The organism is Bradyrhizobium hereditatis (genome assembly GCF_020329435.1).
Taxonomy (GTDB): domain Bacteria; phylum Pseudomonadota; class Alphaproteobacteria; order Rhizobiales; family Xanthobacteraceae; genus Bradyrhizobium; species Bradyrhizobium hereditatis.
Window position 1 is genome coordinate 28,591 of sequence record NZ_JAGKJK010000018.1, and the last position, 23,826, is coordinate 52,416.

At 60.8% G+C, this 23,826-nt stretch carries 22 protein-coding genes and 1 pseudogene; 17 read left to right on the forward strand and 6 right to left on the reverse strand.

What is annotated here, in order from left to right; translation table 11 throughout:
* Positions 1-409: 409 nt before the first annotated feature.
* From J6524_RS30865 to J6524_RS30875, 3 genes are all read left to right on the forward strand, one after another.
* A complete protein-coding gene (locus J6524_RS30865) occupies positions 410-1,855 on the forward strand; it encodes a DUF4403 family protein (protein WP_225677669.1) in 1,446 nt (481 codons plus the stop codon).
* A 16-nt stretch (positions 1,856-1,871) separates the two neighbouring features.
* Positions 1,872-3,077, forward strand: coding sequence for an alpha/beta fold hydrolase (locus tag J6524_RS30870; protein ID WP_225677670.1), 1,206 nt, complete (start codon positions 1,872-1,874; stop codon positions 3,075-3,077).
* A 206-nt stretch (positions 3,078-3,283) separates the two neighbouring features.
* The gene (locus tag J6524_RS30875; RefSeq protein ID WP_225677671.1) at positions 3,284-4,318 is read left to right on the forward strand and encodes an Rv1681 family radical SAM protein; all 1,035 of its coding nucleotides are present in this window, start codon (positions 3,284-3,286) and stop codon (positions 4,316-4,318) included.
* Here J6524_RS30875 and J6524_RS30880 read toward each other — a convergent pair.
* Together J6524_RS30880 and J6524_RS30885 are read right to left on the reverse strand one after the other, a co-directional pair.
* On the reverse strand, positions 4,315-5,154 hold the full coding sequence (locus tag J6524_RS30880; RefSeq protein WP_225677672.1) for a phosphate/phosphite/phosphonate ABC transporter substrate-binding protein: 840 nt from the start codon (positions 5,152-5,154) through the stop codon (positions 4,315-4,317). The genes J6524_RS30875 and J6524_RS30880 overlap by 4 nt on opposite strands.
* Positions 5,155-5,236: 82 nt before the next feature.
* On the reverse strand, positions 5,237-6,382 hold the full coding sequence (locus J6524_RS30885) for an acyl-CoA dehydrogenase family protein (RefSeq protein ID WP_225677673.1): 1,146 nt from the start codon (positions 6,380-6,382) through the stop codon (positions 5,237-5,239).
* A 295-nt stretch (positions 6,383-6,677) separates the two neighbouring features.
* Between J6524_RS30885 and J6524_RS30890 the strand changes: the two genes are divergently transcribed.
* From J6524_RS30890 to J6524_RS30905, 4 genes are read left to right on the forward strand one after another with little or no spacing between them, the layout of a single operon-like run.
* Positions 6,678-7,430, forward strand: coding sequence for a TIGR04282 family arsenosugar biosynthesis glycosyltransferase (locus J6524_RS30890; RefSeq protein ID WP_225677674.1), 753 nt, complete (start codon positions 6,678-6,680; stop codon positions 7,428-7,430).
* Positions 7,427-8,800, forward strand: a complete 1,374-nt coding sequence (locus J6524_RS30895; protein ID WP_225677675.1) for an MptA/MptB family glycosyltransferase — start codon at positions 7,427-7,429, stop codon at positions 8,798-8,800. Before J6524_RS30890 ends, J6524_RS30895 begins: the two co-directional genes overlap by 4 nt.
* Positions 8,797-9,876 carry a radical SAM protein gene (locus tag J6524_RS30900; RefSeq protein WP_225677676.1) on the forward strand — a complete coding sequence of 360 codons (1,080 nt, stop codon included), beginning with the start codon at positions 8,797-8,799 and terminating at the stop codon, positions 9,874-9,876. Before J6524_RS30895 ends, J6524_RS30900 begins: the two co-directional genes overlap by 4 nt.
* On the forward strand, positions 9,873-10,631 hold the full coding sequence (locus J6524_RS30905) for a glycosyltransferase family 2 protein (RefSeq protein ID WP_225677677.1): 759 nt from the start codon (positions 9,873-9,875) through the stop codon (positions 10,629-10,631). Before J6524_RS30900 ends, J6524_RS30905 begins: the two co-directional genes overlap by 4 nt.
* 13 nt (positions 10,632-10,644) lie before the next feature.
* Here the strand turns inward: J6524_RS30905 and J6524_RS30910 are convergent, their stop codons facing one another.
* Both J6524_RS30910 and J6524_RS30915 read right to left on the reverse strand, forming a co-directional pair.
* Positions 10,645-11,385, reverse strand: coding sequence for a class I SAM-dependent methyltransferase (locus J6524_RS30910; RefSeq protein WP_225677678.1), 741 nt, complete (start codon positions 11,383-11,385; stop codon positions 10,645-10,647).
* A 30-nt stretch (positions 11,386-11,415) separates the two neighbouring features.
* Positions 11,416-12,078 carry a DoxX family protein gene (locus J6524_RS30915; protein WP_225677679.1) on the reverse strand — a complete coding sequence of 221 codons (663 nt, stop codon included), beginning with the start codon at positions 12,076-12,078 and terminating at the stop codon, positions 11,416-11,418.
* 694 nt (positions 12,079-12,772) lie between these two features.
* Between J6524_RS30915 and J6524_RS30920 the strand changes: the two genes are divergently transcribed.
* From J6524_RS30920 to J6524_RS30960, 10 genes and pseudogenes are all read left to right on the forward strand, one after another.
* Complete coding sequence (locus J6524_RS30920) at positions 12,773-13,339, forward strand: 3-keto-disaccharide hydrolase (protein WP_225677680.1); 567 nt, start codon at positions 12,773-12,775, stop codon at positions 13,337-13,339.
* 189 nt (positions 13,340-13,528) lie between these two features.
* Positions 13,529-15,286 (forward strand): thiamine pyrophosphate-dependent enzyme, encoded by a 1,758-nt coding sequence (locus tag J6524_RS30925; protein WP_249789700.1) that lies wholly within the window; start codon positions 13,529-13,531, stop codon positions 15,284-15,286.
* 295 nt (positions 15,287-15,581) lie between these two features.
* Positions 15,582-15,800, forward strand: a complete 219-nt coding sequence (locus J6524_RS38280) for a divalent metal cation transporter (RefSeq protein ID WP_512699576.1) — start codon at positions 15,582-15,584, stop codon at positions 15,798-15,800.
* A gap of 228 nt (positions 15,801-16,028) precedes the next feature.
* Positions 16,029-16,592: a c-type cytochrome gene (locus J6524_RS30930; protein WP_225677682.1), complete on the forward strand. Its 564-nt coding sequence runs from the start codon at positions 16,029-16,031 to the stop codon at positions 16,590-16,592.
* Between the two features lie 42 nt (positions 16,593-16,634).
* The gene (gene coxB, locus J6524_RS30935; protein WP_225677735.1) at positions 16,635-17,597 is read left to right on the forward strand and encodes a cytochrome c oxidase subunit II; all 963 of its coding nucleotides are present in this window, start codon (positions 16,635-16,637) and stop codon (positions 17,595-17,597) included.
* Positions 17,594-19,498, forward strand: a pseudogene (gene ctaD / locus J6524_RS30940) (cytochrome c oxidase subunit I). The gene coxB and the pseudogene ctaD overlap by 4 nt, the downstream one beginning before the upstream one ends.
* Positions 19,498-20,100: a cytochrome c oxidase subunit 3 gene (locus tag J6524_RS30945; RefSeq protein WP_225677683.1), complete on the forward strand. Its 603-nt coding sequence runs from the start codon at positions 19,498-19,500 to the stop codon at positions 20,098-20,100. The pseudogene ctaD and the gene J6524_RS30945 overlap by 1 nt, the downstream one beginning before the upstream one ends.
* Positions 20,097-20,438: a hypothetical protein gene (locus J6524_RS30950; protein ID WP_225677684.1), complete on the forward strand. Its 342-nt coding sequence runs from the start codon at positions 20,097-20,099 to the stop codon at positions 20,436-20,438. Before J6524_RS30945 ends, J6524_RS30950 begins: the two co-directional genes overlap by 4 nt.
* Positions 20,426-21,325: a cytochrome c oxidase assembly protein gene (locus tag J6524_RS30955; protein ID WP_376712102.1), complete on the forward strand. Its 900-nt coding sequence runs from the start codon at positions 20,426-20,428 to the stop codon at positions 21,323-21,325. The genes J6524_RS30950 and J6524_RS30955 overlap by 13 nt, the downstream gene beginning before the upstream one ends.
* Positions 21,306-21,716 carry a c-type cytochrome gene (locus J6524_RS30960; RefSeq protein ID WP_225677686.1) on the forward strand — a complete coding sequence of 137 codons (411 nt, stop codon included), beginning with the start codon at positions 21,306-21,308 and terminating at the stop codon, positions 21,714-21,716. Before J6524_RS30955 ends, J6524_RS30960 begins: the two co-directional genes overlap by 20 nt.
* Positions 21,717-21,721: 5 nt before the next feature.
* On the opposite strand, the gene J6524_RS30965 is transcribed toward J6524_RS30960, so the two are convergent.
* Together J6524_RS30965 and J6524_RS30970 are read right to left on the reverse strand one after the other, a co-directional pair.
* Positions 21,722-22,642: a c-type cytochrome gene (locus tag J6524_RS30965; protein ID WP_225677687.1), complete on the reverse strand. Its 921-nt coding sequence runs from the start codon at positions 22,640-22,642 to the stop codon at positions 21,722-21,724.
* A gap of 79 nt (positions 22,643-22,721) precedes the next feature.
* Positions 22,722-23,777, reverse strand: a complete 1,056-nt coding sequence (locus J6524_RS30970; protein ID WP_225677688.1) for a UDP-glucuronic acid decarboxylase family protein — start codon at positions 23,775-23,777, stop codon at positions 22,722-22,724.
* Positions 23,778-23,826: the final 49 nt, after the last annotated feature.

The following is a 23,826-nucleotide window of genomic DNA, read 5'->3' on the forward strand; positions in this document are numbered from 1 at the left end:
GATGTGGAGATGGCAACCTAAGGTTCCTTGAGCGTGAAGTTTATCAGTCAAGGGCAAGGGCCGGTTGTTCGCGGAATGCGTGGTCGTGGAACGCCCGCTCTTGGCGCAAGGCGGTCTGTCGCGAAACATGGTCGACCGTTGACGGGCCGTACGACGAACAAATCAAGCAGTGCGGTTTCGCCTGTTTGTGCGACATTGCCGCCAAGTCTACGATCAAAGAGGGGAGACCGTGGCCCGATCGAACGGGAAACATTAGTTTGCAGGAATGAAGCAAGGCGTTTCTGGTGCGGTGGCTGGTGGGCCGGGGAGGACTCGAACCTGCAATATGTTGCTCGCGAGCGCATTCACTACCCACTGTGGTGCTGCTTTTCCTGAAGCTCCCGCGATGAGCCTTTGTTGGAGTAGTAATATGTTCCATCCACTGCGCACATATCAGCCGGAATACGACATCGCGAATAGATCAGGCATGGGCATAGCCTGGCTCTCCGCGCTCGCTCTAGCGGGGCTCCCGTCAATCACGTTCGCGGCCGACAAGCCGGCGCTGAGTCCGGACGCAGCAACGCCGCTGGTCACGACTTCGCGCATCTCTGCGACGGTCGAGTTCGGGCTGCCGGCCCTGGCCGCGGCGATCGAGCGGGATATTCCAAAGCGGCTTGCCACCATCGACGAGCGCGTCAATTGTGTTCATCGTCGGGTTCTCATTTTCCGCATCAACGCCAATTGCGATGTCTGGGGTTTCGTCGATCGGACCAGCCCGGTCTCGCTGTATGGCCGGGGCGACCGCGTCTTCGGATCCGTCTCCATATATGGCGCGGCCGAAGGCCAGGGAGCCAATCGGTTCACGGCGCGTATTCGCGGCGACACCGAGGCGCGCGCCACGATCGAGGTTGAAGCGCGCCCGGCGCTGCGGAGGGATGGGTCGCTTCAGCTGAACATCAGCGACTCCTTCCATTGGAGCGAACATCCCTATCTTCACGTGCTCGGCCGCGAGTTTGACCTAGCGCCCTATGTCGAGCCCAACATCCGGACGCAGCTGGGCCGCATCCGGTCACGGGCGCTGGCAGCGGCGCGCGCACTCGACCTGCACGGCAAGGCCGAGGCGGCGTGGCGTCACGCGTTTGAACCGGTCAAACTCGCGGAGGATCCGCCGGTCTGGCTGCAGCTGACCCCGCAGAGCGCGGCCTTCGCGGGTGTCCGCGCCAACGCCAAGATATTGTGGGGATCGCTTGAGCTTGCCGGCTCTGCCGAAACCGTGATCGGGCAGCAGCCCCCAGCTGTTACAGTGACTGCCCTGCCGCCGCTCGGCACCGAAGTGGCCGAGCCGGGTACCTTCGACGTCATTCTTCCCGTCCGCGTCAGCTACGACACGCTCAAGGACAAGGTAGGCCAGGCGATCGCGGCCCTGCCGGCGCAGGACACCTCGGTGCGCGAGGTTCAGGTTTATCCGTCATCGGGTAAGCTCGTGATCGGCCTGCGCATCGCAAAAAGCTCCGACACCGATTCCAGCGCGGGCCAATGGACCTATCTTTCCGCCACGCCAAAAGTCGATACTAGCGCCAAGACCGTCAATCTCGGCGAAATCGATCTGACAACTTCGTCAGACGACAGCCAGATTCGATCTGCCGTACGACAGCTCGCGACGCAATTGAAGAATGTCGCCAATATCGACTACGGCATCTCCTACCAGAACCTGCTCATAGCGGCGAACGAACGCTTGACGCGCCCGCTGAAGGATGGCTTTCGCATGGAAGGCCGCCTCGACTCGGCAAGCCTCGAAAAATTGCAGTTGCTGCGCGATGGCATCACGATTGCTCTTCGCGCCAGCGGCAGTCTGAAGATATTTTACGGCCTGTAAGCCCATGGGCTGGACCATGCGATACTTCACCGCCAATTGTGTTCGCCCCTGGCGGCGCAAATGGATGCCGACCGCGCTCGTCGCGATCGCGGTTCTCATTGTCTTGGCGGGAATAGCGTCGGCCCAGACGGACTTTTATAAGGCGCCGGAATCATTGCTCGCAGGAGCCCCGGGAACGCTGGTGCGGCAGGAGCCGATGGACGGCGCTCCGCTCGGCGCCTCCGCCTATCGTGTGCTTTATCGGTCGACGGGGCTGAACGGCCGGCCCATCTTCGTATCTGGCGTCGTCATTGTCCCAAAAGGCGCGCCCCCGCCCGGCGGTCGTCCGATCGTTGCCTGGGCACATCCTACATCGGGCATCGTCCCGCGCTGCGCGCCGTCGCTCGCCATTTTCCTGTTTCAGCAGATCCAGGGCCTTCGCTCGATGATCGCCCGTGGCTTCGTCGTGGCGGCGACCGACTATCCGGGCCTCGGCGCGCCGGGCCCGCATCCTTATCTGGTGGGCGAGAGCGAAGGTCGTGCCGTGATCGATATCGTGCGCGCGGCACGTTCCCTTCCCGGCGCAGGCGAGGGCAAGGACTTCACGGTGTGGGGGCATTCGCAAGGCGGGCAGGCCGCGCTCTTCGCTGGAATGATGGCAAACGCCTACGCCCCTGAGCTGAGGCTTCTCGGCGTCGCAGCGGCGGCGCCGGCAACGGAACTCGCGACGCTGATAAGCGACGATATCAACACGATCGGCGGCAAGAACATCACGGCGATGACGTTATGGTCGTGGCACCGGGTTTACGGAGCCGCCATCGACAAGCTGGTCGATGCGCGCGCCATGCCCGCGATCGACAAACTGGCGCAAGAATGCATCGAAGGGCCTTTCGATCTGATCGTCAGGCAGAGAACAGGCAGGCCGCTCGAGCAATATTTCCTGACGGTGCCAGATCCGACCAAGACCGAGCCTTGGAGCTCGCTTCTCGAACAGAACAGCACCGGCGTGCTCCCCCCGGAGATCCCCATTTTTCTGGCGCAGGGGACCAATGACCAGATCATCCGGCCTGCGGTTACCCAAGACTACATGGATAGGCTGTGCAAGGCTGGCAGCAAGGTCAGGATGGTCATGCTGTCCGGTATCGGCCACGCACGCGCCGCGCAAGCGAGCACGATGGCGGCGGTGAACTGGCTGACCGATCGTTTTGCCGGGAAAACACCTCCGGACGACTGCGCCAGATAGAGCTTGTCTTCAGAGTTACGAAGGAGCTATCTGCTCGATGCGAACAGGCTGGTGAGCCGGCAGGACATGAACCTGCAGACCGTTATGAGCGGCGAGGCCAAACAAAGCGATCGTTGATTTTCCTTGTTTTTCGTTGGAAATTGGCCGTGTTCGTTGCGTTCTTACGAGATTGTTTCTGGTGCGAAACTGGTGCCGAGGATCTACGCATGAGGACCAATGCCAACCTTGAACTCGACGCCGGCACCAAGACATTCGCCTCAGGCCTGCTGCCGGATTTGATCGCTGCGCTGCGCCGCAGCCGTAAGGGCGACCTGGTAGCCGTGATCAGCGGCGATCCGAGAGTCGGCCCGGAACTCGAGGCATGGTGTCGCTTCACCCGCAACAGTTTGGTTGACGCAGCAGTCGAAGAGGGGCGCACCCGTTGGGTACTGCGATACGGTGAGGCTCCTGCGGACGTCGGAGAAGATCGACCTGTAGGCTCTCGCTTGTGGCTTTACACCAACTTCGACTGCAATCTCAGCTGCGACTATTGCTGCGTACGCTCGTCACCCAAAGCACCGCGGCGGGCTCTTGGTATCGAGCGGGTACGACGGATCGCGATCGAAGCCGCGGAGCTCGGCGTGAGCGAGGTCTTTGTCACCGGCGGCGAGCCATTCATGCTGCCTGATATTGGCGCGATCATTGCCGCGTGTGCCGCGGCGGTGCCGACCACGGTCCTCACCAACGGCATGCTTTTTGGCGGAGCAAGGCTCGCAACGCTGCGCTCGCTGCCGCGCGAGCGTGTAACGTTGCAGATTAGCCTCGACAGCCCCACGCCGGAGCTCCATGACAGCCATCGTGGAAAGGGAACATGGGCACGCGCCTGGAAGGGCGTCGAGCGGGCTCGTGCCGAGGGATTCCGCGTGCGATTGGCGGCGACAGTATCAACCGATGCAGAGGCCGAGGAGTTTCGGCGCTTCCTTGACACTCATGACATCAGCGAAGAGAACCGGGTGATCAGGCGAATTGCCCTGCGAGGCTCCGCCACGCAGGGTGTCGCTTTGGCAAGAGCCGACCTGATTCCTGAGGTCACGATTACCGCGGAGGGCGTGTTTTGGCATCCGGTCGGAGCCGAGGATAACGACCTGCTGGTTAGCCGCGAAATCTTTCCGCTCGCCGAATCCTTCGCCGCTGTGCGCCGCGCCTTCGATCGCGAATCTGAGCATCAGCGTCGATTGGCCAGGATTTTCAACTGCGCTTAAGGCCGTGTCAAAAAACCCTGCTGCGTCGATGCTTCCCGCAAATCCGCATACGAATCAAGTTGCGGGGCTATCCATTGACGCAACCCTTCCGCCTCGAGCACAGGACGGTGCGCCGGGTTGTCGATGCTCATTTGGAATAGTGCTTTGGCAAACTGCTGCGCCAACGAGGCATCGAGATCCGATCGCGCCGTGAACATGCAGTGATTGAAGGGCTGCGATGTCCAGATTTCGGTTAACGCACCCTCCGGCACCAAGCGCTCGGTACGCACTGTATTCCAGAACGGGCTGCCAATGGCGCCGGCATCGGCGCGGCCGTCAAGCACCGCGCGAACGACATCGACCTCGCTGGCGCCGGTATCGCCGTGCTTGCCAACGTCGCTGTTGAATCGCACCGTTCGGTAGTCCTTCCCCTCAAACAATCCCTCGCGCTGCAGAAAGTAAACCGGAAGGATTGCCGCATGACCGCTGTCGCGGCTGCCGAGAGCCAGGGTGCGGCCCTTGAGATCCGCAACGTTAGCGATGGACCCACCGGTGACCGCGACAATCTTGCTCGTCCAGCCCACATCCGTATCGCGCATCGCGACAGGTCGGCACCGGTGATCACTCCAGGCATCGGCCTGGACATAGGCCAGATTCGTATTCCATCCGATGTCGATGTGCGGCAGCCGCTCACCGGGCGAGGCCAGGAGGCCGGCGACCTGCGCCTCGTAGCTCTGAAACAGCACGACCTCGACGGGTAGATGCGCTTCTTCATGGAAATAGCGCCGCATGCCCTCCCATATGCCGACCACCTTCGGATCATATGCAACGGCACCTACCCAGATCGTCTGGCTCATGATTGCACCCGCTTCTCAGGCCCACATTGAAATGCGATCCATCGCGATCCAGGCGCTGCCAAGCGGCGCAGCGCTGTCGCGCTCAGAACAGCGGTATTCCCAAGACGGCTTTCCCGATGAACTCGCGCAGCACGTCACCCGTCGGCGCCATGACAGCGCCTGCATGGGCATCGCGGAACAATCGTTCGATGGCCAGATGCTTGGAAAACGCAGCGCCTCCGCACGCCCGCATCGCCGCCGAGGTAACGCCGATAGCAATATCCCCCGCCGCCGCCTTGCTCTCGAGCACGCGCAGCATGGTGGTATCTCGGGGGCGCTCAAGATGATCGACGAGGTCGTCGACGCGTGCGGCAAGCCCATCGGTATCGATCTGCATCGTCGCAAGCTGTGCGCGAAGCGTTGGCAGGCTCTCGCCGAGGGTCTGGCCTAAATGTTCGAAGCGAGCGCTATTGAGGTGCGCTGCGGTCCCAGACACCGCAGCCCGGCAAAGACCAAGTGCCACCGCCGATGTTCCGAGGTTGAATAGCGGAAGCACGGTCTCCAGCATCGCCTTGAACCCGGCGCCGTCGTCCGTCAGTTGCAGACCAGGTGCGACCTCGCAGTCCTCAAGGATCATCGGCGCGGAAGCGTTCGCGCGCAGTCCAAGACCATCCCATGGGCCGGCGACCGACAATCCAGGCGTGCCATTCGCGACAAGATAAAGGGTTGAGTCTGTCGGGCTCTGACCTTCAGGGGCGAGCGCCGAGACGACATAGCTTTGTGCGTGACCGGCGCTTGTCACCCATGATTTCTTGGCCGTGAGGTGCACGTTGACGGCGTTTCGCTTCGCTCGCGAGACCGGTGCCCAGAAGTGACTCCGCGATCCGGCTTCGCTGAATGCCAGGGTGGTCAGGTGTTTTCCGGCCGAAATGTCCTTTAGCGTCTGCGCGACCGTTGCACCCGGTCGGGCTGCTGCAATCGTCGCTGTGGCGCTGATGTGCATCAAGTAGACCATCGCGACGGATGCATCCGCTTCTGCGAGCGTCGCGACGACGGCAGCGAATGTCCGCGGTCCCAGGGCCGAGCCGCTCACCTCGGTGGGCAGCATGATCCCTAACAATCCGGCCGAACCTAGCGCCGCGATTGCCTCGGACGAAAATCGCGCTTCCTTGTCATTTTGTCTGGCCGTCGGAGCCAGAATGCGATCGGCGATCTCTTTGGCATTGGAAATTGCGGTCTCGTGATTCATGACGACCCTCGACACCTAGGTGCTGCCGTCCAAGTTCGAAAATATCGAACCCGCCTTCCGCTTCCGATCGATGCTACGCGACCTCCACGATCGGATCAACACGACCAGTTTCGGGCATGGCAAGCCCTTGCCATGCCAACAGCGGGCAGGGGCCGTGGTAATTACGTTCTTCAAAGCCGACTTGTTACAGCACTTGAAGAATTCTTTTGTGGCTCGGTGCAGCCTTCGGGGCGCTTGCCCGCTGTCAGGGAGAGCGGTACCGTGACCGGCATCGGCGTGACGAGGTTGTCTGGTGATGGCGATCAATGATGGCGGCCGCCGATCGCCGGCGATGTCGGCTGCCGTGAGCGTCGCAGCGATCGGCATCATATGCAAGGCGCCGCAGCCCGGCCGTTCAAAGACACGGCTTGCGACCGCGATTGGCGAAGTTGCAGCATCAGAGCTGTCCGCCTGCTTTCTGCGCGACGTTGCCGCGGCCATCGAGGCGGTCCCTGAGGCACTCGGCAGGCGCGGCTACGGCGTCTACGCGCCAGCCGGCACCGAAGGCGTCATGCGGCAACTGCTTCCGGCAGAGTTCGGACTGCTACTACAGGCCGGCGATGACCTAGGACACGTGCTGCTTGGCGCGACACGCGCTCTCCTCGATGCCGGACATGACTGTGTCCTGCTTGTCAATGGCGATAGCCCCACGCTGCCAATCCATTTGGTGGTACAGGCTATCGAGGCCATCCGCGAGCCCGGAGACCGGATGGTGCTCGGGCCGGCAAGCGACGGTGGCTACTACCTCATCGGCTTAAAGCATCCGCACAAGCATCTGTTTACGCAGATCGCGTGGGGCACAGAAACGGTAGCTCGCAGTACACGCGAGCGCGCTGCCGAAATCGGGCTTGCCACGACGCTGCTGCCGGAATGGTACGATGTCGACGATATTGAAACCTTGCGTTGGCTGCAGGACGAGCTGGCCGGGCGTTCGATCCGTTTTCGCGGCGGCGGATTTGCCCCGGCGAGCCGGGCCTTTTTGAAGCACGCGCCGCAGGTAAGCCAATGAAGCCCATGCCAGGAGCGATCGCCGGTCAATTCGGTCGACTGGTGCGTTCCGACCACAAGACATCTCCGCTTCGCCTGTTGGCCGGCGTCGGTGTTGCCTTGAGCGGCCTCACCCTGGTGACTCCTTATGCCTTCGAGACTGCCGGTGACAATGCCTTCATTGCTCTGAGCATTCTTGCAGGCCTGCTGACGATCGTAGCGACAAGTCTGGCGGAGCGTTCGCCAACTGCTCGCGCACTATGGCTTATCGTTGGACTTGGGATCCTACTGCGAGCCTATGTGCTGTTATTCGACCCACTTCTGTCCAGTGACGTCTATCGCTACGTCTGGGATGGCAAGGTTCAGGCCGCCGGCATCAATCCTTATCGCTTCATGCCAGCGGATGAGTCGCTGGCGTTTCTGCGCGACAGGATGGTTTTTCCTCACATCAACCGGGCTGATACGGCCGTAACCATCTATCCTCCCGTGGCGCAATTCTTCTTCCTGATTGTCACGCGGATCGGCGAAAGCGTGACGACGATGCGCCTCGCGCTGCTGGCGTGCGAGTCCGTCACAGTCATACTGATCGTCGTCCTGCTGCGGCGTATGGACCGCCCGGTGACGCGCGTAGTTGCCTATCTCTGGCATCCGCTGCCGGTGTGGGAGATTGCCAACAACGGCCATGTAGACGCGCTGATGGTTGCGCTGATGCTGCTGGGTCTGTGGCTTGCCCTGACCGGCCGTGCTCTCCGCGGTGCCGTGGTGATCACTCTTTCAGTGCTGGTCAAGCCGTACGCGGCGCCGGTGCTGGCCGCGATCTGGCGCCCCTGGGACGTCAAGATGCCGCTCGTCGTGATCGCCACTGTCGCGCTTTGCTATCTTCCCTATCTGTCGGTCGGCTCGGGAGTACTCGGATTCCTGACCAAAGGCTATCTGACAGAAGAGGGGATCAGTGGCGGCAACGATCTCTGGCTGTTGTCACTTTGGCGCCTGGTGTTTGGCTATCATGAAGGTGACGTCGTCGCCTACGTCGCACTCGCCGCGCTGGTCCTTTGCTTCACGGGGATATCCGTGGCCCGCAGCGCGCATCACAGCATCGCATCCCGTCTTGCCGACATCAACATGCTGTTACTTCTCGCGCTCCTGTTGTTGTCGCCTAACTATCCCTGGTATTTTCTAGTTATAACGCCGTTTGTCGCCCTGTGTGGATCCGCGCCTACCTGGGCCGTCTCGATCGGAGCGCTGTTGCTTTCCGAACAGCTCGATTGGGATTTCTACATTCCGAGAATTGTGAGCAAATCGCTTCTGTTCGGCGGTCTTTTGCTAGCTTGCGCCTTTACGGCCTGGAGGACCCGCATGCAGCGAATTGCAGATACGGGGCCATCGCAATGAGCCTTTCCGGCCAAGCGCAGGGCACTCGCGCGCCGTTCGATCCGCGCCGCTATCACGAGTCTGTTACGGGCGAGCGCACCGAGATCGCCCAGCGACCGCCGGTCTGCGCTTATCTGGAAGTGACCAACCGCTGCAATCTGCTGTGCACCACCTGTCCTCGCACTTACGAGGAGCTCGAGCCGCCGGCAGACATGAGCTGGGATCTGTTCACGTCAATTGTCGACCAGCTTCCCGAGCTGGCGCGCGCGGTCCTGCACGGCGTCGGCGAGCCGATGCTGGTCCCGAACCTGCCGCGAATGGTCAGATATCTGAAAGAGCGCGGCGTTTACGTCTTGTTCAACACCAATGGAACAGTCCTCAGTGAGCGCAACGGCCATGCGCTGATCGACGCCGCACTTGATGAACTGCGTGTATCGCTCGACGCGTCAAACCGCGAGAGCTTCAAGGCGATTCGTGGCAGGGACTATTTCGGTCGGATCGTCAGCAACGTTCGTGCATTTCGCGAGCTGCAGGAGCGGGAGGGGCACGCAAGGCCGCAGGTTTCCGTTTGGCTCACCGGCCTGAAGGAGACAGTCGAGCAACTCCCGGCATTTGTGAAAGTAGCAGCCGAGATCGGTGTCAAAGAGGTTTACCTGCAGCGGCTCGTATTCTTCACGGAATCCGCCATCGGCATGGCGCAGCCGGATCAGGCCCTGTTCGAGCGCCTGACGCAGGAAGAAGCAACCTATTTGAAAGAGGCCGAGGACCTGGCCCGTTCCCTCGGCGTGACCTTCAGCGCGTCGGGCGCGGCAACCGAGCCTGGACTAAGCCTAAAGGGCAGTGGTGACGGTTCGCCGTGGTCGCTCTGCCGGCGGCCGTGGTCGTTGATGTATTTCACGGCCAATGGCCGCGCCTTGCCATGCTGCATCGCGCCATTCTCGCAACATGGCTACGACAACTACACGCTTGGCCATGCAGGGCAGCAGTCCTTACACGATATCTGGAACGGGCCCGCGTATCGGGAGTTTCGTGCGGCGCTGCTATCGCACAACCCGCCCAAGTGCTGCGCCAATTGCGGCCTGCGCTGGAGCCTATGAACGAGGTGGACCACGAGATCGGCGGGAAGCGGCCCGTGTTGCGCCAACCGCCGGTGGTTTCGGCGATCATTCCATGCCTCGACGAGGAAACGGCGATCGGCCAGGTCGTGGCTGCAGTGCTCGCACAGAACGTGAGCGAAGTCGTCGTTATCGACGGCGGCTCGCGGGACCGGACGGCCGAGCGGGCACGGGCCGCGGGAGCTCGCGTGATCGTCGAGCCGCGGCATGGCTACGGTCGCGCCATCCAGACCGGCATCGCCGCTGCGCGCGATGATGCCGACATTCTGGTCTTTCTCGACGGCGACGGCAGTGATCCTGCAGAGCGCATCTCTGATCTTGTCGCACCGATCGTCGCTGGGCAGGCCAGCTTCGTTCTCGGCTCGCGCGTTCGTGGTTCACGCGAATCCGGCAGCCTGTCGCCGCAGCAGCTCCTCGCGGCTCATGTCGGCAGGCTGCTCCTGCGCCTCGTTTATGGCGTAGGCTTCACCGACCTGTCGCCGTTTCGCGCCATCCGGCGCGATGAGCTCGGACGTCTCGGCATGAAAGAGGAGACATATGGCTGGAACCTGGAAATGCTGATGCGGGTCGCGGCCGCCCGCTTGCCGGCGCTGGAGATCGCCGTCGGGCAGCGGCGCCGGATCGGTGGGGTCTCGAAGGTTTCCGGCAATCTCACCGCCGGCATCAAGGCAGCTTGGTCGATTTCGACGACATTTGTCCGCCTCGCGCTTGAGCTGCGACACCAGAGGGTCGGGTAGAGGCGTGGCTAGTTCAGCGAATGCCGGTACCCCGACAAGCAACGATGTCCCGGGGTGCTTTTCGATTCCCTGGCTCCGGAGGCGAAAACACCGCCAGGTATCCGCCATCGCCTGCGAGCTGATGAGTGGCGATCTCGCGATAGCCAACGGCGCTCAGTTCGCAACGCAACAGTTCGATTGGTGTGCCATGCTCCGACGCCGGACGCTCGAGGTCGACAATTCCGACCCGCGCGCCCGGCTTCAGGGCGGGCGCTAGATTGTAGAGGAAGGCATAGGGCTGGGCTATTTCGTGATACATGTGCACGAGGATGGCAGCGTCGAGCGAGGCAGCGGGAAGGCGCGGGTCGTGCGGTTTGCCCAGCGCGAATCTGACATTTGTCAGCTTAAGGCGTTGCGTTCGCCTGGCGAGCGCGGTGAGGTAACTTCGCGTGACGTCCTGGGCGATGACCGAGCCGGTAGGACCGACGAGACGAGAGAGACGGACCGTATGGTAGCCGGCGCCAGCACCAATGTCGCCGACTGTCATGCCTGGCTTTAGTTCAAGAAGGCGGGCGATCTCACCGGCCTCATTCAGTGAATCGCGGTGCTCCTCTGAGGAACGGCTTGGGCTGACGATTTGCGCAACTGCGCGCTGAGGCGAAGGAAACTCCTTTGCAGGAACTCCTGGCGGAGCCAGATAGCGGATGTCAGCGGCGTGTCCGCAGCTTACGCCCATGCTCACGAGAAGCATCACCGCGCGGGCCAGTGCCATCATCTGTTCGTCTCCCACGCAAAGCGATAACGACTAGCCGGCGATCTTGAAGAACCAGCCAACAAGTCCCTTCCCGTCGCGCACGGCGGGCACTTTGCGGCGCAGCCAGGCATCAAAGCCGAGGCTGCGGCCGGCACCCTCCAGCACAAACAGGAACATCAGCATGGCCAGGAACATGTACGACCACGGCCACTCGGCCGGATCGCCTGGCCGATAGATGCCGAGCCAGAGTTGCAACGTATAGGCGATGGCCAGCACGCCTACGAACCTTACCGCAAGCCCGAGGATCATCGACGCGGCAAACACGAGTTCGGCAAGAAAAACAATTGGTCCAAAGAAATTCATGTTGGGCAACACGATATCCTTCACGAAGGTGCCGTGAAACTCGAACGCTGCGCGGGTGGTTTCCTGTTCGGTCCAGTATTGCAGGCCGCCGGACACGGGGAGCGGCAGCTTCCACAACATGCCTTCGAACCACATGCAGCCGATCAGGACCCGGACCAGCCAGATTCCAAGATGTCGCCCGCTACGTTGCGCCGAATCCTCCCGCCAATTCTGGAAGGCCACTGCAATGCCGACGAGCAGCAGCGCCCAGAACAGCGCCAGGATCAGAAAGCGCCAGTTTCCGAGTTGAAGATAGTCGCCGGTGGTCGCGGTCAGGAACTGCCAGACATCGGTGAAGGGATTTTTGGGCATAGGCGCAGGCTCCAATGAATTGAATAGTTGCTCTGCCTATCGGCCAGTTGGCGCGCCGCCGCGCGGGCGTCGGGGGCGCCTGCCAGATTACTACGCAGTGGAGCGCGTGGTTATTACGCAGAAGCAAGAGATGGCAGCACGTCGATGCCAGAATGTGGGACGTTTCTGGTCCGGCGATCACGAACCAGACTCGGTAAACCACTGATTTGGCTGGTGAGCCCGGCAGAACTCGAACCTGCAACCAGACGGTTATGAGCGACGGGACATCGATAAAGTTCGTTGATCTTGCTGCGGCTTCGTTTGAGTTCGATCACGTTCGTCGCGCTTTGGCGAGGTTGTTTCTGGGCGAAACTGCTGCGGTGCACTTTTTGAGTGGCCGCCTTGGGAACGCCTTGGAACTAAATCGATCGGTTGGCGCTGTACTGGAGAAGGAGAGGCCATGGGCAAGAGCAAGACTTCGCTTGCGAAGAAGAAGAGTTCACTCGGCACGCACGGGGGGAATCGCGGCGGTCGTCGCACCACACGTTCCGCAAACGTTCAGGGCGGCAGACAGGCTGCGGGCAAGGACCCGCAGCGGGGCCGAAAGGAACGCTGAGTGTGCCACAAGGCGTGCGACATTGCTCGCGCCGTCGGGCACGATCGTGGGATTGTGCGCGAACGGTTCGTATGGTGACCGGGGAGGGACACACCTGAGGTGACCGGCGCGCTGCATTTGTTGTTGGATTTGACCCCTTGGCGCATGGCGGGTCCCGGCGGGTTTCGCCTGTGCTCGGAAGGCACTATTGAGAGCTATGGCGGGCCAGGCCTCTTCTGGTATGCCGACCGAACCTTCCAAGATTTCTTGCTGCTGGTCGAATGGCGGATCACTCGCGCCGAGGACAATTCCGGAGTCTTCGTCCGCGCGCCACCGCTTACCGACAGTCCCCAGCCGGCAATCGAACGCGGATACGAAATCCAGATCGACGACCGGGGACTTGATCCGGTAACCAATGTCACCGGCAGCGCGCTGCATGTGACAGGAGCAATCTATCAATTGGCACCTGCCGTGCGGAGGGCGTCGCTACCAGCCGGTCAATGGAATGAGTTTGAGATCTCCGTAAGGGGACCGACCATCTCCGTCAGGTTGAACGGCGAAGAAGTCTCCCGACTTGAACACGCGTCGCGCCAGCCTTGCGGGTACATCGGTTTGCAAAATCATCACGAAGGCTCTGCTGTCCGGTTCCGCAATTTGCGTGTCGTGCCGTATTTGCCGGATTCGTAGGTCCGTTGGCCCCAAGCGACCGGAACGTCGCCACACCGGCCTGTGTCGCCCAGGCACTCGATGCATTCGGCAAAACCGACATCCTCATCATCACTCCATCGAGCTGTTCGCCATTCGAATAGGAACCGGCGGTGACGCAGCGTGTTCTTCGATCGGGCGATAACTCAACCACAGTATCGGACGAATCCGATGGCATCTCCAACTGCATCAGATGTTCTGGTCGAGACGTTGCTCGACTGGGGTGTTGATACTGTCTTCGGCATTCCCGGCGACGGCATCAATGGCATTATCGAGGCATTGCGCACTCGTCAGGATCGGATCAAATTCATCCAGGTACGTCACGAAGAAGCCGCAGCTTTCAATGCTTGCGCTTATGCGAAGTGGACCGGCCGGCTTGGCGTATGCCTTGCAACCTCGGGCCCGGGCGGCATTCATCTCCTCAATGGTCTCTACGACGCCAAGCTCGATGGTCAGCCCGTGCTCGCCATCACCGGCCTGCAGTTTCACGACCTGCTGCACACATTCACGCAGCAGGATGTGGAACTCGACAAGCTCTTCATGGACGTTTGTGTCTACAATTCCCGTGTGATGGGGCCCCATCACGTTCAGAATGTGATGGAACTGGCCTGTCGCACGGCTCTGGCCTATCACGGCGTGTCGCACGTCACCGTGCCCGTCGATATCCAATCGCAGCCTGCGAGCGCCGGTAAGAGATCCGAGCGCAACGTGCCTAATCACGTTTCGGAACTGATGGCTCGCTCCGCACAGGTCGCGAGCGACGACCAACTCGCCAGGGCCTCAGCGATCCTCAATGCCGGAAAGAAGACCGCAATTCTTGCGGGTCGCGGCGCGCTCGATGCGCGCAATGAAGTCCTCGCGGTGGCGGAGCGCCTCGCGGCGCCGGTCGTCAAACCGCTGCTGGGCAAGGGCGCCATCCCTGACGACAGTCCGTATTCCGCAGGGGGCATTGGCCTTCTTGGTACGAAGCCCGCACAGGAGGCGCTTGAGAATTGCGATACGCTTTTGATCGCGGGAAGCAGCTTCCCCTACATCGAGTTCTACCCAAAGCCGGGACAGGCCCGGGCGGTGCAAATCGATGTCGATCCCAAGCGGATCGGTTTGCGCTATCCCGTCGAGGCCGGATTAGTCGGCGATACCGCGAAGGCGCTCCAGGCGCTTCTTCGGCGGCTTGATTACCGCGACGACCGCTCGTTCCTGGAGCAAACCCAGGCAGGGATGAAGGAGTGGAATGACTTGATGATCGAAAGGGGCACCCGCAGTGACAAGCCGATGAAGCCCGAGGTGGTTGCGCACGAGCTCAACAAGCTAATTGCCGATGATGCGATCGTCGCAACGGACTCAGGAACCATCACCACCTGGATCGCCCGGCATTTGGTGATGCGCGGCAACATGATGTTCTCATGTTCCGGCAACCTGGCGACCATGGCTTGCGGCTTGCCCTACGCCATTGCCGCTGCAGTGGCCCATCCCGGCAGGCAGGTGGTGGCCTTCGTGGGCGATGGCGGCCTCACCATGCTGATGGGTGAACTCGCCACGTGCGTGAAGTACGGCTTGGATATCAAGATCGTGGTCATCAAGAACAATTCATTGGGGCAGATCAAATGGGAGCAGATGGTGTTCCTGGGCAACCCTGAATACGTTTGCGACCTGCAGCCAATCGATTTTGCCGCGGTAGCGCGCGGGTTCGGCCTGACCGGTCTCAGTGTTGACGATCCGACCCGCTGCGGGGCAGTGCTGCGTCAGGCGATGAACACGCGCGGCCCGGTATTGGTGGAAGCCATAGTTGATCCGCACGAGCCACCGATGCCGCCAAAAGCGACATTGAAGCAGGTTGCGCATCTTGCCGAGTCTCTGGCCCGCGGTACGCCGGCGAGCGGCAGAATCGCGTTGACGGTAGTCTCGGACGTTGTCCGCGAGATCACTTAGGAGCCTATCATCGGGGAAGACTTAGTCTGCGGGCGGTGCAGCCGGAAGCGGTGGTGCTGGTGGAGCGGGCAACGGAGGAGGTGGCGGCGGGCCTACCGACGACGCAGCAGAACCCGAGTGGCGGCATGAAAGGTGGGACAACGGGCTCCGCAGTTAAGAAGCAGCCTCGAAAACAACCGCGGATGTAAGCTCCCCGCTGGCAGACCAGCTCCCGTCACCAAGCGCAAGCGTTGGCTGCAATCGCGGGCCCAGCTCGTGTCTTCAGCCTGTAACCGCGCCCGCGGCACTCGCCGTCCTGCTCAACGGATTGGGCATCAATCCGATGTGGGCGCTGGTGTATTCCGGCATCGTTCAGGGCTTCTCCACCCCTCCGCTTCTGCTGCTCATCGTCCTGATGACGAATAACCGCCGGATCATGGGAGACAAGGTAAACTCATTCTGGCTAAACGTCGTAAGTTGGGTGACCGTGGCTGCAATCTTTGCTGCGAGCGCAGGACTGGTCGTAAGCTGGTAGGAAACCGGAGCGACCTGCCCGTCATGCGCAAGACATTGATTCATGGCGCGATTCCGATTGATCGGTTCTAAGCGCCATCACGATCGTTCCAGAAATCGACTTGATCTGCCCTGTGCCTTGTAGGGGGAGGTGGCGTCCATCGGGGTAAGGCGGCGATGCGCGCATTGGAACCTATTTGCCATCCCAATCTTGTCCGAGTCACGTCTTCCCGCGTCAATGATTGGGCATATGCGGATACTACAGGTGTCTCTTTGCATCGCAGTCGCCATGGCCGGATGTCAAAGAGAAGAGCGGCAACTCCGGCTTGATCCGCCGGTTGCAGCGGCGCTCGACGAGATCGCGCTGATGCCGAACGGGATCAGCGGCGCGCCGCCGGAAGTATTCTTTGCGCTCGGTCGGCCCTACGAGACGAATGCCTATAACCTCAGTCAAGGCAAGCGGTTGTATTCCTGGTTTGGCTGCAAAGCGTGTCACGCCGATGGGCAGGGCGGAGCAGGGCCCGCCTTTCTCGACGGCTGGTGGAATTATGGACCGGAGATCGTGTCGATCGTCGCGTCCATCCGTGATGGCCGTCCGCATGGCATGCCCGCATTCCGGGACAAGATGACGACCGAGCAAATCTGGCAGCTTGCAGGTTACGTGCAGACCATCGGCGCATATTCGGTAAAGACAGCCGCGCCCGGCCGCAACGACGACAAGCACGTCCGGCCTGCCGAAAACCGCGGCCCGGCCGCTCTGCTGTTCGATGAGGGACCTCGACCGCTTCATTCGGATCAGGGGCCGAGGCCGTGAGGAGGGGAGCTGGACGGGGTGCTGGCGCTGACAGCGGTCCTGATGCTTGCCGGATGCACGGGATGGCAATCCGCGATCGATGTTCAAGGCGCCGCGGCAATCAGCATCAAGCAATTGATCTTTCTGTTCGTTGCCGTTTGCTCAGTAGTATGGGCAATGGTGATGGCCGTGCTGATCCGTGCGTTATGGCGGGGGCGCGAAGAGCGCGGCCGACCTGCCGATCTCGATCCCCAAACCGAGCGCCGAATGACGAGGGCCGTCATAGCGGCGACAGCTGTCACCGTCGTCATCGTCACCGTATTCACGACGGCCAGCTTCTTCACGACTCGGGCACTGAGCCTTGCAAGCCATGATGATCTCACGATCAAGGTGCGAGGCCAGCAATGGTGGTGGAGCGTAGAGTATCTTAGCCCGCCGGAGCGGCGTCTTCAGACAGCGAACGAAATTCACATTCCCGTCGGGCAGAACGTGCGGCTTCAGCTTGAAGGCGCTGACGTCATTCACTCTTTTTGGGTACCCAACCTTGCAGGCAAGCAGGATTTGATCCCCGGTCGGCCAAACACACTCACGATCCGGGCCGAGCGCCCAGGTGTGTATCGTGGACAATGCGCCGAATTCTGCGGTTTGCAGCACGCGCACATGGCGTTCCTTGTGATCGCCGAAGAGCCGGCTGCCTTTGAACGCTGGGTGAATTCGCAGCAGCAGAGTGCGACGGATCCTTCCGATGCCGATGTTATCGCCGGCCAGCAGGTGTTTCTGTCGCGGCCTTGCGCCGCTTGCCATGCGATCCGCGGCACATCGGCAACCGGCACGACCGGCCCCGACCTCACGCATGTCGGCGGGCGGAAGTACATTGCCGCCGGCCTTCTTGAAACGACGCGCGGCTCACTTGCGGCGTGGATCGCCGATCCGCAGACGCTCAAGCCCGGGAACAACATGCCGATGGTACCGCTGAGCGCGGATGAACTCCGGTCCGTGTCGGCTTACTTGGCGAGCCTCAAATGAGCGAGGTGAAGCCGGACACTGGCGACAGCGAGCTGGCAGTACCAGCTCTAACGGCGGTGCTGGCAGAAACGTGGAGAACGCCGGTTGGTCTATGGGGTTTCTGACAACCGTCGACCACAAAATCATCGCTCGCCGTTACATCATTACATCATTTGTTTTTCTTGCGCTCGGCGGCGTGCTCGCTCTTCTCATGCGCCTGCAACTGGCGCAGCCGGAAGCGAGAGTGCTGAGCCCGGATCGTTACAACCAGATCTTCACGATGCATGGCGCGAACATGATGTTTCTGTTCGCCGTGCCTGTGATGGAAGCCATGGGCGTATATCTGGTTCCGCTGATGGTGGGGACGCGCAACATTGCGTTTCCGCGACTGAATGCCTTTTCGTACTGGATCTTTCTGGCCGGTGGAGCGCTGCTTTGGATCGCATTCGCGCTCGACATGGCGCCTGACGTCGGCTGGTTCGCCTATGTGCCGCTATCCGGTCCGCAATACGGCGCCGGAAAACGCGCCGACATTTGGGCGCAAATGATCACGTTTACCGAGATCGCGGCGCTGGCGGTGGCAGTAGAGATTGTGGTCACCGTGCTCAAGCAGCGTGCGCCCGGCATGTCGCTCGACCGCATTCCGCTGTTCGTGTGGTCGATGCTCGTGACCTCATTTGTTGTCATCATGGCCATGCCAGCGATTGTTTTTTTAAGCACGAGCCTGATCCTGGATCGATTGGTGGGCACTCATTTCTTCAATCCGGCGGAGGGCGGCGATGTGCTGCTCTGGCAGCATCTGTTTTGGTTTTTCGGCCATCCCGAGGTCTACATCATCTTTCTTCCTGCCGTCGGAATGGTCTCGTCCATCGTCGAGACCTTCGCGCGCCGTCCAGTGTTCGGTTATCTGGCCATGGTGATGGCGCTGATCGCGACGGGCATGCTGGCCTTCGGCTTGTGGGTTCACCACATGTTCGCGACGGGATTGCCGAGGCTCAGCGAAAGCTTCTTCACGGCGTCCAGCATGGCCATCGCGATTCCTGCCGGAATCCAGGTCTTCTGCTGGCTGGCGACGCTTTGGGATGGCGCACCCCTGTTCAGGACGCCGTTGCTGTTCGTGATCGGATTTATTGTGACATTTGTGATCGGCGGACTAACCGGCGTCATGGCAGCCTCCGTGCCTTTTGATACCCAGGTGCACGACACCTACTTCGTCGTCGCTCATTTCCATTACGTGCTGATTGGTGGTGCGGTATTCCCGCTGCTAGGCGGCATCTACTACTGGTTTCCGAAGATCACCGGTCGCATGATGAGCGAAACCTTGGGCAAGTGGGCGTTCTGGCTGATTTTTGTTGGATTCAACCTGACGTTCTTTCCGATGCACATCTTGGGACTCGCCGGTATGCCGCGTCGGATCTACACATACCAGCCCGATATGCCCTGGTATGGACTCAACATGTTTGTGAGCATCAGCTCACTCGTTCTTGTTGCGGGATTTTTCGTGTTCTTCGTTGATGCGATCCGTTCGGTGCGCGCCGGAGTATCAGCAGCCGAAAATCCGTGGGACGCACCCACGCTGGAATGGGCGACAGCATCACCGCCGCCAAGTTACAACTTTGCGCAAATTCCGGTCGTCAATGGATTAAATCCGCTTTGGGATCAACCGGCCTGCCTTATGGTCGCAAGCGGGCTGCGCACGGACCGACGCGAGTTGATCGTCAGCACGGTGGCAGCAGCAAACCCCCAGGTGCCGGGAGGCCTCACCGGGAAATTCGATCTGGCCATTCTGGGCTGCAGTCGCGACCACCGTGATGCTGATCGGGTCGATCTTCACGCCGTGGGCGGTCGTCTGGGGATCCGTTCCAGTTGCAGTCGCATTGATCGGCTGGTTTTGGCCCAAGGCAACGCTCGAGGATGAGTGATGAAGACGCGCGTTGTCGCCGATTTTTCCGGACTACCCATCCATGGCTTTGGTAGCGCCAGTGTAACCTGGTGGGGGACCCTGGCATTCATGTTGATCGAGGCGACCGGCTTTGCGCTGGTGATTGCCGTGTATCTCTATTTGATGAATCTCGCCGCGGTTTGGCCGATCAATGCGGCAAAGCCCAACCTGCTGCCTGGAACGTTGGTGACGCTGATCCTCCTCTTCAGCGTCGTACCCAACTATTTGATCTCGCGATGGGCTGAGCGAGAAGAGTTGCGAAAGGTAAGAATCGGCATGGTTCTGATGTCCGTTCTTGGAACAGTGCCGCTTGGCGTGCGGGCTTTCGAATTTCCAGCGCTTAACGTCAACTGGGACAGCAACGCGTACGGCTCAATCCTATGGGCGCTGCTAGGCCTGCATACGGCTCACCTCATAACCGACCTGGTCGACACGCTTGTATTGACAGCGCTCATGTTCACAAGAAAGGGAGACAATTCGCGCCGCTTTGGCGATGTGCAAGACAACGCGATGTATTGGAACTTTGTCGTCGTCACCTGGCTTCCGATTTATGGCTGCATCTATTGGATTCCGCGCCTATGATCTCCAACAGAAATCGTCTTGCTCTCGAGGTTTGCGCGGGTCTTTCAGTTGCGCCGGCGATTTGGATCATCAATACCCAACTCGGGCGAATCCTGGTTTATCTCGATTGCCAACATCGTACCGCATATTCTGCAATCGCGTCATTTGCGGGCGCGGTCGCCAATTGCGTGGTGGCGGCAGTATCGTGGCGCGCGGCGCAGCGCGTGTTCCTTTCAGAACCGCCGCCGACGGAGCTGAGTTTCGTCGGATCATTGAGCGCGCTATCGGCGTTGCTCTTTGCCTTTGCTCTCTTGATGCAGGGTGCAGCTTCACTGGTGCTCAGCGGATGCCAACGATAGTCCTCGCCATGTTGATGCTAGCTTTGTCGACAGACCGCCTGTTGGCGCATGGTGCGGAGACGCATAGCAATGACCCAAGTTGGACGTTCGATCCCTGGATTATCATCCCTTTGTTGGTTCTCGGCGTGTCATACGCAGTTGGGAGCGCGGTCGTGTGGCGGCGCGCCACGATTGGCCGGGGCCTTCGAGAATGGCGGTCACTGAGTTTCCTGGGAGGCTGGCTTACGGTCGCCGCCGCGCTGGTATCGCCGTTGCATTGGCTCGGCGAGCGCCTCCTTTGCTTTCACATGATCGAGCACGAGATTCTTATGGCCGTTTCTGCACCGCTGCTGGTGATGGCGCGGCCAATCGGAACACTCTTGTGGTCGCTGCCGCGCGATCTTCGGGCGGCGGCTGGCCGCCTCCTGAAGAGACCTGGGTTAAGTCTCACATGGGCATGGTTGACTACCGGCCGCAATGCGACGCTGGTCCATGGCATCGCGATATGGGCTTGGCATGCTCCGATCCTGTTCGATGCCGCGGTCACCAGCACGCCGATCCATCGCCTACAGCATCTGAGCTTTCTGCTGACCGCCGTCTTGTTCTGGTGGTCAGTCCTTTGGCGAAGTAACGCCGGCTTGGCGGCCTGGCATCTATTCGTCACTATGCTCCATACGACCATCCTGGGCGCGCTGATGGTACTTGCGCCCAGGGTGCTTTATCAGCCTCAGCCCGCGATGGCCGCGGCCTGGGATCTTACTCCGCTGGAGGACCAACAACTTGCCGGCCTCATCATGTGGGTACCAGCGGCGACAATCTATGCCGCTGCCGCGCTTGTTCTGATCGCCCTCTGGATCAGGCGCTCAAGCGAGACAGGAAGACGTGGCGATGCCGTTCGCGCCATCTAGCCATCGATGGAAAGCCTGCGGAGCTGCTGGGCTCCTGGTTGCTTCCGCCACGGTAGCTGGAGCGATCTGGAATCGGCAGCAGCAATCTGAGGTGCTTGCCCGCGCGTTGGTCGGTGGCGATCCCGCGCGGGCGCCGCCCATCCTCAGGCGTTACGGTTGCGCAGGCTGCCACACCATTCCGGGCATCCCCGGCGCCGACGGCCAAGTTGGCGGGGCGCTGTCCGGCATCAAGCACCGCGTCTATGTCGGCGGCGTCGCACTTAATTCCCCGGATAACCTGGTGCGATGGATTGTCGCGCCGCAAGCACTGTCGCCACGATCGGCGATGCCTGCGACCGGAATTTCGGACGCCGAAGCCCGTGACGTCGTGGCGTATCTGTACTCGCGATGAGGACCCTATGGTCTTGGCGTTGGGCGCGAAGGCAGCGACTTGATATAGGTCGCAATAGCTTCCAGGTCGCCGTGAGGCAGCATCGCGGTATTGGTCACAACACCCGTCATGGAAGATCCTATTCGGCCGAAATTCGGTGTGCTACCGGATTTGAGCACTTCCGCGATATCGGCTGCGGTCCAGTCACCGATCCGTCCCTGCGTTATGTTGGGGATATAGCCGACACCTTCCGGATCCGGGCCACCCGCGAAGCGGGTCTCAGGCTTGATAGCGCCGAATGCATTTCGGGACGAATGACATTCGGCGCAATGCGCCAAGGCTTCGACGAGATATCGGCCGCGATTCCATGCGGCACTTCGCTCAGGATCATGCACGATCGGCGTTCGGTCGAAGAACAGTAGTTTCCAGAGGCCGAGCAGCCGCCGAATACGAAACGGCACAGCAAGAACGTGGGGAGGTGGCTTGCCTGAAACGGCGGGAAGCGTCCGCAGATAAGCCATCAGATCGCGGATATCGCTGATCCGCATCTTTGCATAACTCGCATAGGGGAACGCCGGGTAGTAGTGATATCCGTCCGGAGAGACGCCGCTCAGCAGGGCATTGGCGAGATCGACCGTCCGCCAGGCGCCGATCCCATCGACAGGATCCATTGATATGTTCGGTACGCGAAATACGCCATAAGCCGACGCCAGCGCCAAACCACCGCCCAGACGAAGCCGATCCGATTGTCCTGGCGATGCATGGCAGGAGGCGCAGTCGCCGGCTGCAAAGATCAGTCGCCCCCTGGCGGCATCACCACTTTCGTTCAATGTCGCATCCGAACTGGCCGAAAATGCGGGGCGTGGCTCAGTGAGAATCGAGACGGCGGCTATCGCGCCGATCGTGCCTGCGATGAGCAGGATCGCCAGCCAAGAGCCTGCGCGCATTGCGTTGGCCTTATGTAAGCAGAATAATTCCTGCAGTGCAGTTGATGCGGTTGATTTCCTGCACTTAGGCTATGTGTCGTCACCGCACGAGGCCAGCCCGCGATGCCGGGCTTGTCCGTGGTCCGGATTTGGCTGCGGCAAGCGCGCCGCTGCCGGGCCGCCGTCGCTGCCGTTCATCGGTGAAGAGTCTCAGCGAGAAATAGTTGATGGTTGCACGCAGGCCCTCGTCGAGGGGGACTCTGGGACTCCAGCCCAGCACATCGTGCGCGCGCGAAATGACGGGGCGACGACGCTTGGGATCGTCCTGAGGCAGCGGATGGTACTCGACTGTGGACTTTGATCCCGTTTGCTCGACGATGAGATCGGCAATTCGCCTGACCGTCTGCTCCTCAGGATTGCCGAGATTGAATGGGCCGGTGATCTCGGGCGGGCTTTCCATTAGAAGCTGCAGACCGGTCAATAGATCGTCAATGTAGCAGAACGAACGAGTCTGGGAGCCGTCGCCATAGATTGTGATGGGGGTGCCCTTGAGCGCTTGAACAATGAAATTCGAAATGATGCGGCCGTCGTTCTCCAACATGCGAGGACCGTAGGTATTGAAGATGCGTGCGATCTTGATCGGTATGCGATGAATGCGATGGCAATCGAAAAAGATGGTTTCCGCAGCGCGCTTGCCTTCATCGTAGCAGGCGCGCGGACCGACCGGGTTGACGTTGCCCAGATAAGTCTCGGGCTGCGGATGAACATCCGGGTCACCATATACCTCGCTAGTCGATGCCTGGAGTGCTCGCGCGCGCTTTTCCTTGGCAAATTCGATCACATGGCCTGCGCCAAGGACGCACGTGTGTAGTGTCCCGAGCGGATCGCGCTGATAGTGACGTGGGGAGGCAGGGCACGCCAGATTATAGATGCGATCGATTCGTCCGGCGATCTCGAGGGGATCGCGAACGTCGTGCTCGATGAACTCGAAATTTGGATGGTTGAGCAGCGGCCGAATGTTCGATAACGTTCCGGTCAGGAAGTTGTCGACGCAGTATACGCGGTGACCTTGCTGAATGAGCCGGTCGCACAGGTGCGAGCCGATGAAGCCGGCGCCGCCTGTCACCAGCGTGTTCAGCTTCGAGGCGAAGCCCATTGTGCGTCCTTTCACTTGTTTGCAACGCGAGGCCATGCACGCGGCAAAC

Coding starts and splice junctions, on each gene's coding strand:
- J6524_RS30865 (WP_225677669.1), top strand. CDS start 410: ATGTTCCATCCACTGCGCACATATCAGCCGGAATACGACATCGCGAAT.
- J6524_RS30870 (WP_225677670.1), top strand. CDS start 1,872: ATGCGATACTTCACCGCCAATTGTGTTCGCCCCTGGCGGCGCAAATGG.
- J6524_RS30875 (WP_225677671.1), top strand. CDS start 3,284: ATGAGGACCAATGCCAACCTTGAACTCGACGCCGGCACCAAGACATTC.
- J6524_RS30880 (WP_225677672.1), bottom strand. CDS start 5,154: ATGAGCCAGACGATCTGGGTAGGTGCCGTTGCATATGATCCGAAGGTG.
- J6524_RS30885 (WP_225677673.1), bottom strand. CDS start 6,382: ATGAATCACGAGACCGCAATTTCCAATGCCAAAGAGATCGCCGATCGC.
- J6524_RS30890 (WP_225677674.1), top strand. CDS start 6,678: ATGGCGATCAATGATGGCGGCCGCCGATCGCCGGCGATGTCGGCTGCC.
- J6524_RS30895 (WP_225677675.1), top strand. CDS start 7,427: ATGAAGCCCATGCCAGGAGCGATCGCCGGTCAATTCGGTCGACTGGTG.
- J6524_RS30900 (WP_225677676.1), top strand. CDS start 8,797: ATGAGCCTTTCCGGCCAAGCGCAGGGCACTCGCGCGCCGTTCGATCCG.
- J6524_RS30905 (WP_225677677.1), top strand. CDS start 9,873: ATGAACGAGGTGGACCACGAGATCGGCGGGAAGCGGCCCGTGTTGCGC.
- J6524_RS30910 (WP_225677678.1), bottom strand. CDS start 11,385: ATGATGGCACTGGCCCGCGCGGTGATGCTTCTCGTGAGCATGGGCGTA.
- J6524_RS30915 (WP_225677679.1), bottom strand. CDS start 12,078: ATGCCCAAAAATCCCTTCACCGATGTCTGGCAGTTCCTGACCGCGACC.
- J6524_RS30925 (WP_249789700.1), top strand. CDS start 13,529: ATGGCATCTCCAACTGCATCAGATGTTCTGGTCGAGACGTTGCTCGAC.
- J6524_RS30930 (WP_225677682.1), top strand. CDS start 16,029: ATGCGGATACTACAGGTGTCTCTTTGCATCGCAGTCGCCATGGCCGGA.
- coxB (WP_225677735.1), top strand. CDS start 16,635: ATGCTTGCCGGATGCACGGGATGGCAATCCGCGATCGATGTTCAAGGC.
- J6524_RS30945 (WP_225677683.1), top strand. CDS start 19,498: ATGAAGACGCGCGTTGTCGCCGATTTTTCCGGACTACCCATCCATGGC.
- J6524_RS30950 (WP_225677684.1), top strand. CDS start 20,097: ATGATCTCCAACAGAAATCGTCTTGCTCTCGAGGTTTGCGCGGGTCTT.
- J6524_RS30955 (WP_376712102.1), top strand. CDS start 20,426: ATGCCAACGATAGTCCTCGCCATGTTGATGCTAGCTTTGTCGACAGAC.
- J6524_RS30960 (WP_225677686.1), top strand. CDS start 21,306: ATGCCGTTCGCGCCATCTAGCCATCGATGGAAAGCCTGCGGAGCTGCT.
- J6524_RS30965 (WP_225677687.1), bottom strand. CDS start 22,642: ATGCGCGCAGGCTCTTGGCTGGCGATCCTGCTCATCGCAGGCACGATC.
- J6524_RS30970 (WP_225677688.1), bottom strand. CDS start 23,777: ATGGGCTTCGCCTCGAAGCTGAACACGCTGGTGACAGGCGGCGCCGGC.